Source organism: uncultured Desulfosarcina sp. (assembly GCF_963664155.2).
In the GTDB taxonomy this organism is placed as follows: Bacteria; Desulfobacterota; Desulfobacteria; order Desulfobacterales; family Desulfosarcinaceae; genus Desulfosarcina.
Genome location: NZ_CAXXXH010000001.1, coordinates 564,062 through 576,126, shown reverse-complemented (window position 1 = coordinate 576,126; position 12,065 = coordinate 564,062). Strand labels below are relative to the sequence as shown.

12 protein-coding genes are annotated in these 12,065 nt (G+C 57.8%); 5 read left to right on the top strand and 7 right to left on the bottom strand.

The window, feature by feature from the left end:
- The 3 genes from ACHZBS_RS02670 to ACHZBS_RS02660 all read right to left on the bottom strand — a co-directional run bounded on the left by ACHZBS_RS02670 (position 1) and on the right by ACHZBS_RS02660 (position 1,621).
- Positions 1-762 carry an SDR family NAD(P)-dependent oxidoreductase gene (locus tag ACHZBS_RS02670; RefSeq protein WP_319404984.1) on the bottom strand — a complete coding sequence of 254 codons (762 nt, stop codon included), beginning with the start codon at positions 760-762 and terminating at the stop codon, positions 1-3.
- Between the two features lie 86 nt (positions 763-848).
- Complete coding sequence (locus ACHZBS_RS02665) at positions 849-1,145, bottom strand: transcriptional regulator (protein WP_319404983.1); 297 nt, start codon at positions 1,143-1,145, stop codon at positions 849-851.
- The gene (locus ACHZBS_RS02660; RefSeq protein WP_319404982.1) at positions 1,142-1,621 is read right to left on the bottom strand and encodes a hypothetical protein; all 480 of its coding nucleotides are present in this window, start codon (positions 1,619-1,621) and stop codon (positions 1,142-1,144) included. The genes ACHZBS_RS02665 and ACHZBS_RS02660 overlap by 4 nt, the downstream gene beginning before the upstream one ends.
- Before the next feature lie 244 nt (positions 1,622-1,865).
- On the opposite strand from ACHZBS_RS02660, the gene ACHZBS_RS02655 reads away from it, so the two are divergent.
- Both ACHZBS_RS02655 and ACHZBS_RS02650 read left to right on the top strand, forming a co-directional pair.
- Positions 1,866-3,014, top strand: coding sequence for a sigma-54 dependent transcriptional regulator (locus ACHZBS_RS02655; RefSeq protein WP_319404981.1), 1,149 nt, complete (start codon positions 1,866-1,868; stop codon positions 3,012-3,014).
- A gap of 31 nt (positions 3,015-3,045) precedes the next feature.
- A complete protein-coding gene (locus ACHZBS_RS02650; RefSeq protein WP_319404980.1) occupies positions 3,046-4,650 on the top strand; it encodes a B12-binding domain-containing radical SAM protein in 1,605 nt (534 codons plus the stop codon).
- 2 nt (positions 4,651-4,652) lie between these two features.
- Here the strand turns inward: ACHZBS_RS02650 and ACHZBS_RS02645 are convergent, their stop codons facing one another.
- The gene (locus ACHZBS_RS02645) at positions 4,653-5,261 is read right to left on the bottom strand and encodes a LysE family transporter (RefSeq protein ID WP_319404979.1); all 609 of its coding nucleotides are present in this window, start codon (positions 5,259-5,261) and stop codon (positions 4,653-4,655) included.
- 92 nt (positions 5,262-5,353) lie between these two features.
- On the opposite strand from ACHZBS_RS02645, the gene ACHZBS_RS02640 reads away from it, so the two are divergent.
- Positions 5,354-5,815 (top strand): Lrp/AsnC family transcriptional regulator, encoded by a 462-nt coding sequence (locus ACHZBS_RS02640; RefSeq protein ID WP_319404978.1) that lies wholly within the window; start codon positions 5,354-5,356, stop codon positions 5,813-5,815.
- 21 nt (positions 5,816-5,836) lie between these two features.
- Here ACHZBS_RS02640 and ACHZBS_RS02635 read toward each other — a convergent pair whose 3' ends face one another.
- Entirely contained in the window at positions 5,837-6,181 is a 345-nt protein-coding gene (locus ACHZBS_RS02635) for a hypothetical protein (protein WP_319404977.1), read from the bottom strand.
- A gap of 190 nt (positions 6,182-6,371) precedes the next feature.
- Positions 6,372-8,426: a methyl-accepting chemotaxis protein gene (locus tag ACHZBS_RS02630; protein ID WP_319404976.1), complete on the bottom strand. Its 2,055-nt coding sequence runs from the start codon at positions 8,424-8,426 to the stop codon at positions 6,372-6,374.
- A 415-nt stretch (positions 8,427-8,841) separates the two neighbouring features.
- On the opposite strand from ACHZBS_RS02630, the gene epsC reads away from it, so the two are divergent.
- Positions 8,842-9,816 (top strand): serine O-acetyltransferase EpsC, encoded by a 975-nt coding sequence (gene epsC / locus ACHZBS_RS02625; RefSeq protein WP_319404975.1) that lies wholly within the window; start codon positions 8,842-8,844, stop codon positions 9,814-9,816.
- 22 nt (positions 9,817-9,838) lie between these two features.
- On the top strand, positions 9,839-10,759 hold the full coding sequence (cysK, locus tag ACHZBS_RS02620; RefSeq protein ID WP_324292395.1) for a cysteine synthase A: 921 nt from the start codon (positions 9,839-9,841) through the stop codon (positions 10,757-10,759).
- Here the strand turns inward: cysK and thiC are convergent.
- Positions 10,756-12,060, bottom strand: coding sequence for a phosphomethylpyrimidine synthase ThiC (gene thiC / locus ACHZBS_RS02615; RefSeq protein ID WP_319404974.1), 1,305 nt, complete (start codon positions 12,058-12,060; stop codon positions 10,756-10,758). The two genes, cysK and thiC, sit on opposite strands and share 4 nt — an antisense overlap.
- Between the last annotated feature and the right edge of the window lie 5 nt (positions 12,061-12,065).

Genomic DNA, 12,065 nt, shown 5'->3' with positions numbered 1-12,065 from the left:
TTATTGCTCCCCCATTTCTCTCAGGTCGTACCGGCCGCCGTTTTCGAACCGGTCTCGCATCAGCAGGCGAATCAGCTTTGACGCCGCGTGGGCCGGTGAATCGAGGACTCCGCTGGATTTGAGGTCGAGGAATTTGCGCACCTTGGCAAACTGGTCGGGGGTGCAGCCGCGGATTTTCTCTTGCATGGCGGTGTCCACGGTCCCCGGTGCCACAGCGCAGATGCCGAATGCCGGATCGATGCGGGAGAACTCCAAGGCCATGGCACGGGTGGCCATGTCCAGCCCGGCCTTGGCGGCCCCGTAGGCCGACCATCCGTAGTAAGGCGTCCGGCTGGCCCCGGAGGTAATATTGACGATCCATTTGTGGCCGGGAAACGGCTTGCTGAAATGGAAAAAATGCCGGGTCAGGATCAGCGGCGCGGTCAGGTTGACCTGGATATTTCGGGCCAGCAGCGTGTCATCGCAGTCGCCGATGGGAGCTATGGGATCAAGGACGCCGGCGTTGTTGATCAGCACCGTCCGGGTCAGCCGGCTGGCCTGCTTCAGCTGGATAGGGATGCTGTTGAAAGACCCGGCGATGCGATCGGTATCGTTCAGGTCGATGCGGATATTCTGATGGTTTTCCCGGATAAAAGGTGCCGCCCGCGACAGGCTGACCACGAAGCTGTTGGGCTGCCGCAATGCCGATGCCACCAAGGCCCTGCCGATGCCCCGAGTGGTCCCGGTGATGAGAAAAAGATGCTCAAGCGGTGGCACATCCATGGGTGGAATATCTCCTCTTTCGGTTCAACGCACCCGGCTGTCGACTGTCGGGACATCAGCGTATTTGGAAGAAGGGTTCTCGGATCCTACTCCATTATCCTGAACACCGGGTGGTCGATGCGGCTTTCCCGGCAGCGGGGGCAGCGCCCGGGCTTGGTGAGTCGGCGCCGATCCGTGAAAGTGAAGCCGCATGCCAGGCAGGTACAGGGGGTAACTGCCAGTTTCCGTCCCTGGCCGGCCACCGTTTTTTGAATGTGGGCCAGGTGCCGGTAGACCTCCTTCTCCGACGTCCGAACCGCCTGTGAAAGATCCAGCGCCGTCATGGCCTCCTGGCTCAACAGGTCGATGATCTGCCGGCGAACGGTTCCCATGGGTGAAGTCAAGATGCCTTCATATCCACCTGTCGCCGGATATGGTCGATGAGCCCCGGCAGGCAGGCGGCGATTTCACCGGCGCAGGTTTCATAGGCCCCGAAGGGCGAGCCATAGGGGTCTTCAATTTCCGGGTTTTGCCGATTGGCTGCAAAGGTGCCCAGTAGCAGGGCGTATTTGCAGCGGAAGAAAAGCAGGTCGTTGATCTTATCGATGTGATATTTTTCCATGGCCAGCACCAGGTCGGCGGCTCTGACCATGCCGCCATCCAGTATCCTTGCCCGGTGGTGGCTGATGTCCGCCCCGTATGCAGCGGCTGCCTCGACGGCAAACGGTTCCGCCCGGTTGCCGTAAAGCCCGTGGGTTCCTGCCGATCGAATCGAGACCACCGGTTTCAAGGTCTCCGGCAACCGGTCCAACAACAGACCCTCTGCCATGGGGCTCCGGCAGATATTGCCCGTGCAGACCATGAGTACTGAAAATGTCAAAATGCCTCCATCACGGTTGGTTATACTGACTTCACTATAGAGACGGCAGACCTCAAAGTCAATGAAACGGGCAATCCATGGGGTTGGACCGCGTTGGATACTGAAGCCGTTTAATAATAAAGGGACCGCCAATCATACCCGAATACTATCATCCAATGGTTGATCTTTTTACCGGGGTTTACTATATGCATGGACTTAACAAGGGGCGTTTCCCCCTCTCCCTGCATACCCTTCGGAGAATCCCATGTCTGACACCCGAGTCCTGTTTGTAGACGACGACCGAGACATCCTGGCCATGGTCGAACAGTACCTGACGATCAAAGGATACGATGTGACCACCGTGGACAACGGTATCGAAGCCGTTGGGATCGTCAAGGAAAAACAGATCGACATTGTCTTTACCGATTACAAGATGCCCGAATTCAATGGCCTGGAGCTTCTGGTGGCCATCAAGAAATACCGGCCCCAGACCGAGGTGATCATCGTTACCGGCTACGGATCCATGGAGTCGGCCATTCAGGCCATGAAATTCGGCAGCTACGACTACCTGCAAAAACCCTTCAAACTGGATCACCTCAGGCTGATCATCGACCGGATTGTCGAAGAGAAGAAAATCAAGGACAAGGCTCAATTGATCCGCAAGATTTCCCGGGAGCGGCACCAGTATGGCAGGATGATCGGCTTGTGCCCCAAGATGCGGGAAATCTACGAGGTGATCGACACGATCAGCATCGAGAATCCCATGGTTCTGATCCATGGGGAGAGCGGGACGGGCAAGGAGTTGACGGCACGAACCATTCACGACAACAGCGACCGCAAAGAGCTGCCCTTCGTGCCGGTAAACTGCAACAGTCTGAAAAAAAAGACGAAAACAGAAGATGAAATCGCCGCTCATCTGTCGGGCATGCTTGCATCCGTGGGCGGGGGCACCTTGTATCTCGACGAGGTCTCGTCGCTTTCATCGACCGTGCGCGAACGGATGCTGGAGCTGTTGGGCGATGCGGAAACGAAGACCGGCCAGCGGCCCCGACTGATTGCCGGAACCAGCAGGGAACTGGATGAAGTCATTGCCAGCGGTGCCATGAAAAAGGATCTTCTGGATCTGTTCAATGCGGTGTTCATCAAGCTGCCGCCGCTTCGGGAGCGCAAGGAGGACATCCCGCTGCTGATCAACCATTTTCTCTACACCGACAGCCCGGTGGCCAAAACCCGGATTTACGGCATCACGCCGTCGGCTATGAATATCCTGCTCCAGTATCACTGGCCGGGCAACCTGATCCAACTGCAGAACGTGATCGAGCGGGCATTTGCCATGGGTGTTGAAAATGCCATCGGCCCCGAGGACCTGCCGGCGGAGATCCGCACCTTCGGTACCATCTCGCAAATGGGTTGAGGATCTTTTCATTTTCTGACCCCACATTGCCATGGTCGACATCCTTCTGATCCAGCCGCCGATGGCGGACTTCTACCTAACCGCCAAGCGGACCGTTCCTTACGGGCTGGCATCCATCGCCGCTGCAGTCGAGCGAAAAGGCTTTTCGGTGGGCCTTTTAGATGGCATGGCCACCGGAAAATCACGGGTCATCACCCTGCCTGAAGCGATGGATGGCCTTGCTGCCTTTTATGGCCGGGCGGACCAGAGCCCCTTTAGCCTGTTTCACCATTTTCGTCACTACGGCTACAGCCTTGAATATATTGGCCGACAGATAAAGGCCTCCGGGGCCTTTCTTGTCGGCATCGCTTCTTTGTTTACGGCTTACAGCGATATGGCCCTGGCTGTGGCCCGGATGGCCAAGGTCAGCCTGCCCGGTTGTACCGTGGTTCTTGGCGGCCATCATCCTACAACCCTGCCGGCGGCGGTCATGGTGGAAACGGCCGTGGACCTGGTGCTCCGGGGAGAGGGTGAGGTCGGTCTGCCGGCTCTGGCTACGGCATTGAAGTCGGGCCGGAATCTTGCCGGAGTGCCGGGTATCGTGTACCGCAACCCTGACGGCTCCCTTCATATCGGCGAGCCGGTCCTGTGCCGGGATCCGGATCAACTTCCCGCGCCCGCCTTCGGGTTGATCCGGCGAAAATTCTATCAGCGGCATGGGCGGGACAGCATCGTGGTCACCGCCGGCAGGGGCTGCCCGCTGGCCTGCAGCTACTGCGCTACGGGTGCCGGATCGTGGATGGGGTTCAGAAAACGGTCGGTCGCTGCCGTGCTGCGGGAAATTCGGGCCGCTTCCGCGGGGCGGCAAGTCGGATTCGTCGATTTCGAGGATGAGAACCTCACCATGGACCGTCGGTGGTTCCTTGAACTGATGGCGGGGATTCGCGACATTTTCGGCGATTCACCCCCCGAGCTCCGGGCGATGAACGGCCTGTTCCCGCCCACCCTTACCGAAGCGGTGGTAAGGGTCATGAAGACCACCGGATTCAAGGCCCTGAACCTCTCTCTGGGAAGTTCGGACGCCGGACAGTTGAAGCGTTTCAACCGTCCCGATGTGCGCGGTGCGTTCGACCGGGTACTGGATCATGCCCGGCGGGAAGGTCTCTCTGCCGTGGGATACATCATCGTCGGGGCACCGGATCAGGACCCCCTTTCGTCGGTGAACGACCTGCTGTTTCTGGCCCGGCGCCAGGTGCTGGCCGGGGTTTCCGTGTTCTATCCGGCGCCGGGCAGCGCGGATTACGAGCGCTGTCGCGTCTTGGGCCTGCTGCCGTCATCCTATGACGGCATGCGCGCCACGGCACTGCCCATCGACCAACGTACCACGCGCACCGATTCGGTCACCCTCCTGCGGCTGGGCAGGATCCTTAATTTCATGAAGCACCTTGCGACCGCCGGCGTTCCGGTTCCACGGCCGGCGCCGGCGGACAATCATCTGGATCCTTCCCTGGACCGGCAGCAGGTAGGCCTGAAACTGCTGGCGGCATTTCTGTGGGACGGGGGTATCCGGGGCCTCGATCCCGACGGTACGGTATATGACCACCGGTTTTCAGCTCATCTCTGTAATCGGTTTTTGGAAGGGTTGCCGGCCGGTTAGACCTAACCGATCACCACGACTAACCCGAATGCGGTGATTACTGCCCCGCAGATCCTGTTGATCCAGCGCATGGTTTTCGTATTCATGCGGGTATTGAACAGGCTGCTGGCCGATGAGAGGATGATCCACCAGGCCATGGACCCGGAGAAAACGCCGGCCACCAGCCATCCGGCAGCCGCATGGCCGGCATCGACACTGCTGAGGCCCATCCCGGCGAATACCGCGGCAAAAGAGAGAATGGTCATGGGGTTGGTCAGGGTGAGAAACAGGGCGGAAAGATAGTCCATGGCGGCATTGCCGGGTGTGGTGGCCGGCAGCCGCTCATCGGTTCGGGACAGAAAGATGCGGATGCCCAGCCAGCAGAGGAACAGGCCGCCGGAAAGCTGGATCCAGGCTTGCTGGCCCACCACAAACCCCGTGATGCCGGCGAGTCCGAAGCCGGCCACACAGCCGTAGATGGCATCGGCCGTGGCGGCGCCCATCCCGGTGAGCAGTCCGGCCGTCCAGCCGCTGGTCAGGCTGCGGCGGATGCACAGGATGCCGATAGGGCCGACCGGGGCGGCGATGGAGAATCCGAATATCAATCCCTTGATGAAAAATGAAAGGTCCATGGCGGCCACCTTACCTCACCGGTGTTGCCGTTGCCATGGCGAAACCATGTTTTTCGGGGTTGTTTGCCTAATAAAACAAGGAGAATCAGGCCATGGACCTTCAGGTTGAAAAATTGCTGGACCGGATCGGACGAAAGATCCTTGCCGCGCTGCAGGAAAATGCCAGGATACCCTTGAGCCGCATCGGCGAAAAAGTGGGATTGTCGGCGCCGGCGGTGGCCGAGCGGGTGAAGAAACTGGAGGAAGCGGGTGTGATCAAAGGCTACCATGCCCGCATCGATCCGGCTGCCATGGGCCGGCCGGTGTCCGCTTTTATCCACCTGACCACCGATGCACGGCACTACCCGGCCGTGAAGACATTGGCTGCCGAGATGCCTCAGGTCAGCGCCTGTCACCACATCAGCGGAGATGCCTCGTTCGTCCTGTTCGTTCGGGTAGACGATGTGTCTGATTTAGAGGCGGTGGTGGCCCGGTTAAGCCCTTTTGGTCAGACGAAAACGGCCATCGTGCTTTCCACCCCGGTGGACAAGATGGCGATGGTGCCTCTGCTTTGAGTGGCATATTAAACAAAACCCTCAGTTGGCTGACTCGGTATTGACTACCTGGCGGATACGGATGGGGCGTTTGACGGGTTTGGGGTTGAGATTGTTGTTGATCAGAAAGCCCTTGAGCCATCCCTTGGCTTCCCTGGCGGCGTCGTGTTCGGCGTAGTACGCTTTGATATCCCGGATCTCCGGGTAGGCCATATCCACCCGCTGCCACTGGTTGGGCGCCATCTTGGCCTCCAGAGCATAGAGTACGTCCTTGGTTTCCACGGCCACCAGGCGAATGGTCGGCCCCAGCTTTCTTTCCAGGTCCCGAATGGTTTCGAGATCCTCGGGGCTGAGGGCGGCGATCTTCAGATCTTCCAGACCGGTCATGTGCCAACACCTTTGTCTTTCCTGCAGGATTATGGTCGTTTCCGCGCCCCGGCGGGCAACGGTCATTCATACCGGCCGCATCAAATCAAATTCGATCGGTCTTGTCAATTTCGCCGGGGGTAAGACAGCAGTAATCTGTGGAAACAATCCTGAGCGGGACTGACACATCCGGATGCTTTTTTCGATTTCATCAAACTTTAAAACTGCCCACAATCGTATTCAGATCCTTGGCCATCCGCTTTAGGTTCTCGCCGCTGAGCATGACCTGATCGCTGCCGCTGGCGATTTCGCTGGAACTCTGATTGACCACGGCAATATCGCGGGTGATCTCGGCAGCCACCGTGGAACTCTGGTTGACGTTCTCGTTGACTTCCTGGATCCCCTGGGATGCCTGGGCAATGTTGCCGGCGATCTCTTTGGTCGCAGCGGACTGCTCTTCCACGGCCGTGGCGATGGTCCCTACAATCTCGTTGACATTTTTGATGACCTCTGAAATCTCGTTGATACCCCTGACGGTTCCGTCGGTGCTGCCCTGAATCTTGGCGATCTTCTCCTTGATTTCGAGGGTGGCCGCCGAGGTCTGCTTGGCCAGTTCCTTGATCTCATTGGCCACCACGGCAAAGCCCTTTCCCGCTTCTCCCGCCCGGGCGGCCTCGATGGTGGCATTGAGAGCCAGCAGGTTGACCTGTTCGGAAATTTCCGTAATGGTTTCGACCACCTTGCCGATGCCTTGAGCCGCCTGTCCCAACCCTTCCATCTGGCCGGACGTTTCCCCGGCCTTGTGGACGGCCTGATCGGATATGGCCCGGGCCTTTTCGGCATTCTGGGCGATCTCATTGATGGTGGCGGTCATCTCTTCGGCGGCGGTGGCCACCATGGAGGTGTTGGTGGAAGATTGTTCCATGGCGGCGGCCACGTTGTTCAGATTGGCGGTCATCTCTTCGGCGGCGGTGGCCACGTTATTGGCCCGGCTGGATGTTTCGCCGGCGCCCTTGGACAGCTTTGCAGCGATTTCTGTGAACTCACTGGACGAACGGTCCACCATGTTTGAATTTTCCGCAATTTTCCTGATCATGACCTGTAGCTTTTCAAGGAACGTATTAAACCATCCGGCCAGTTCCCCGATTTCATCTTTTTTGATTATCTCCAAACGCCTGGTCAGATCTCCCTCTCCCTGGGCAATATCTTTCAGCATCGCCACGGTACGATTGATGGGAACGGTGACCGACCTCGAACTGAAAAGGAGCGGAACGATGATGGCTGCCAGCAGGACGATGCATAGCGTTGCGATTCCCCATTGAATTTTCTGCATCGTGGCATATAGGTCATTGGCGTTGTAGATATATGCCATCACGCCAATCTGTTTGCCGCTGAAGTCCTTTATGGGTAACACGGTCGCAAAAAAATCGCCGAGCCGAGCCGTTTTCAATTCTTCCTGACCGCTGGAAAGCAGTCCAGGTGTTAAAATGGCGTCGGTGATTTTATTGTCGGTTGAAGACACGAAAACAAATTTATCTCCCATGACCGGGTTTTTCGAAGCGTCCTGCAACCGGGTGGCAATGGGCAGAAACTCCTTGTTCATATATACGGCAATGTACTCCTTGTCGTTGCTGATGCTGTACTTTACCAGGGGGTCATAGGTGGAAAGGGATTCCACGGATCCCAGAAACTTTCCACTGTCGGAGATGACGGGTGCTATTCCGCGAATGGCGAACCCGCCCCGGCCGATTTCAATACCGGTGATCGGACGATGGTTGCCGTTGCTGATGGTCGAGATCGTATCGCGGAATGAACTCAGGTCATCGCTCTTATGTTGATCTTTCTTCCACAGCCGAAGAAGGCTCCTCGCCGGCGGGACATGAAAATGAAGGCGCAGGGAGTTTCCGTCATGGGTTTCCCGGTAGCCCTTCTCGATGGATGAAAAATGGTCGCGAAGCTGCTGACGGGCCGATTCCATCTGCGGGTCATCGGTAGCTTCCAGGTTGCCTTTATAGGCCGTTTCGTAAGCATCCTGAACGGTCTTTGCCCGGCTGAAAAGAGCTGCCTGAGTCAGCATCTCTTCCGCGATCCGATTTTCGCTGATGGAAATATCGGCCACCTTGGACCGGGCAATACGATCGAGATTCCGTTGCACCAGGCGGGAGACGGTGGCGCCTGCAATAAAATAAAGAGCAACTGAAAAAATCAGGGTTGCACTGACTGCGGGCAGCAAGATTCGCTTACTAATTTTTTGCATGTTTTTCATGACCTGCATTTCCTCCGAACGACCTATTTCAGGTTAATTGATTCTGCTCATTTAGATAATGTCGTCCGCCGTCGGCTAAACTTTAATGATAAATTAATGATAATTATCTGGTTTTATATCTGCATTTAATTAGTCAAGAAGGCGGATAGAAACAAAATGGAATCGATGACAGGTGGGATTTGATGATGCGAGTTTAACTTGAAGCCGATTGAGGCGTTCTTTCAGGCGGGTAGCAACCGGCTGCGCAATGTTTGATAGGAGAAGTTTGACCCTGTCAAACCATTGCCCGCGATGGATCTTGTCGCGGCATTTCACCAACCAACCGGCTTTTGACAACCTTTTCTTTGTGGTTACTGTTGTAGTTATTTCTATTCAACGGTGATGACACCGGTTTGCCATCTTTAGGAGCAACCTGATGACAGAGAAAAACCCCATCGATGAAGGCACATGCCGGTCCGACGTCGAATGCCACGAGCAGGCGCGTTTGAAGCTGCCTGAAATTGCTGAGCGGATTATCGATCACTGCCAGAACAGCCCCTGCTACACCCACATCGACAGCGAGCCCATTTCCTCGGAAGGATTCGTGGCGAATACCATCGATCTGTTTCGGGAGGTGTTGTTTCCCGGCTATTTTTCCCGCGAAAAACTGGATCCGGTAAACATGCGCTACAGCTTGGGCCAGACCGTGTCGAAGCTGTTCGACCTGCTTTCAGAGCAGATCACCCACAATGTCCGGCACGACTGCCTGCGCTACCATCTTTCCTGCAGCGGCTGCGAATCGCAGGGCTACACCATCGCCCTCGAGGTCATGGACGCCATTCCTGAAATCCGGCAGATCCTGGCCTCGGATGTCAGGGCCGCTTTCGAGGGGGATCCTGCAGCCAAGAGTCACGACGAGATCATCTTCAGCTATCCGGGTCTTTATGCCATCAGCGTTTACCGGGTGGCCCACAAGTTGTTCGAACTGGGGGTGCCTATGCTCCCCCGGATCATGAGCGAGCATGCCCACAGCATTACCGGCATCGATATCCATCCCGGAGCCACCATCGGCGGCCGGTTTGTCATCGATCACGGCACCGGTGTGGTGATCGGTGAGACCACCGAGATCGGCAGCAACGTGCGCATCTATCAGGGGGTGACCCTGGGCGCCTTGTCCCTGCCCAAGGATGCGGGAGAAAAATTGCGCGGCAAAAAGCGCCATCCCACCATCGAAGATGAGGTCATCATTTATTCCGGCGCCACCGTTTTAGGCGGGGATACGGTGATCGGCGCCCGTTCGGTGGTGGGTGGCAACGTCTGGCTGACCGAATCCATCCCTCCCGATACCACCGTGATGATGGAAATGCCCAGACTGATTATTAAGGAGACCCGCCGGAAGACCGGCAGTTAGGACTTTCAGCAAGGAGGATATCATGACCGTTCACCGAGCCATTCATACCACCATTGGAAAGACGCCCCTGGTCCGGCTGAACCGCACCGGCGGCGAACTTCATGCCGAGATCGTTGCCAAGCTGGAGTTCTTCAACCCGCTGGGCAGCGTCAAGGACCGCATCGCTGCCGCCATGATCGACGATGCCGAAAAAAAAGGATTGATCGGGCCGGCCACCCTGATCGTGGAACCCACCAGCGGCAACACTGGCATCGGGCTGGCCTTTATCTGTGCGGCCCGGGGATACCGGATTTGCCTGACCATGCCGGAAACCATGAGCGTCGAGCGCCAGAAACTGCTCCGCCATCTGGGGGCGCAGTTGGTGCTCACCCCGGGTCCTCAGGGTATGGGCGGGGCCATCGAAAAAGCCAAGGCCATCGTCGCGGAAAATCCGGGGGCCTTCATGCCCGACCAGTTTGGAAATCCGGCCAACCCGCGCATCCACCGGGAGACCACGGCTGTGGAGATCTGGGCGGACACGGCCGGTGATGTGGACATTCTGGTGTCCGGCGTGGGCACCGGCGGCACCCTTACCGGCGTGGGGGGATTTTTCAAGGAGAAGAAGCCCGGTTTCCAGTGTGTGGCCGTGGAACCGGCCGCCTCGCCCGTGCTTTCCGGCGGCGAAAAGGGACCGCACAAAATCCAGGGCATCGGTGCGGGCTTCGTGCCCCGGGTGCTGGACCGGTCCCTGATTGACGAAGTGGTCACCGTTTCCAACGAGGACTCATTTGAAACGGCGCGGCGTCTGGCAGCCCGGGAAGGCATCCTGTGCGGCATTTCCTCCGGCGCGGCGGTATGGGCGTCCATGAAGGTCGCGTCGCGGGCGGAAAATGCCGGCAAACGCATTGTTACCATTTTGCCCAGTACGGGGGAGCGGTATTTGAGCACGGAACTGTTCGTTTAATCGTTGAGCTGTATATCCTTGCCCGCCATCACCCGGTTCATATTGCGCACAGCGCACATCTTGCCGCACATGGTACAGCTTTCTTCATGCTCGGGTGGCGAGCTTTCCCGATAGCGGGTGGCTTTCTCAGGATCCATGGCCAGATTGAGCATCTGCTTCCAGTCCAGATCCGCCCGTGCCTGAGCCATGGCATCGTCCCAGTTCCTGGCGCCGGGGATGCCCTTGGCGATATCGGCGGCGTGGGCGGCGATACGGGTGGCGATGATTCCCTCTTTCATATCTTCCAGATCGGGCAGGCGCAGATGCTCGGCAGGGGTGACGTAGCACAGGAAATCGGCGCCGCTGGCGGCGGCCACAGCACCGCCGATGGCGCTGGTGATGTGGTCGTAGCCGGGCGCCACGTCGGTGACGATGGGCCCCAGTACATAAAAGGGGGCTCCGTGGCACAGCCGCTTTTCCAGCATCATGTTGCCGGCAATTTCGTTTAAGGCCATGTGGCCCGGCCCCTCGATCATCACCTGGACGTTCTTCTCCCAGGCCTGTTTGGTCAATTCCCCTAAAGTGATCAGTTCTTCCACCTGACTGGCGTCGGTGGCGTCGTGCAGGCAGCCCGGCCGGCAGCCGTCCCCCAGGCTCAAGCTCACGTCATGCGCCAGGCAGATCTCCAGCAGGCGGTCGTAATATTCGTAAAAGGGGTTCTCCCGGTCGTTCAGCTGCATCCAGGTGAACATGAGGGAACCGCCCCGGGAGACGATATTGGTGATGCGCTCCCGGCGTTTGATTTTTTCCGCGGCACGGCGGTTGAGCCCGGCATGGATGGTGAGAAAATCAACCCCGTCTTCGCAGTGGCGCTCGACCCCATCGAAAATCTCGTCCACAGTCAGATCCTTGAGATTCTTGTCGTAAAAGCCCACGGCGTCATAGATGGGAACGGTACCGATCATGGCCGGCGACGTATCCACCAGCCTGCGCCGGAACTCCCGGGTTTTGCCGTAGCAACTCAGGTCCATGATGGCTTCGGTTTCCAGCGCCAGGGCCAGCCGAACCTTGTCCATTTCCAGATCGAGGTTGCAGCAGTCCTTGGAAATGCCCAGGTTGACGTTGATTTTGGTGCGGAGTCCCTGGCCGACGCCTTCCGGATCCAGGTTCGTATGGTTCCTGTTGGCCGGGATGATGACCTTGCCGGCGGCGATCAGTTGCCGCAGGGTTTCCGGGGCCATCTTCTCCTTTTGGGCAACGATAGTCATTTGGGACGTGACGATGCCCTGGCGGGCGGCGTCCATCTGGGTGGAGTAGGTCATGAGGT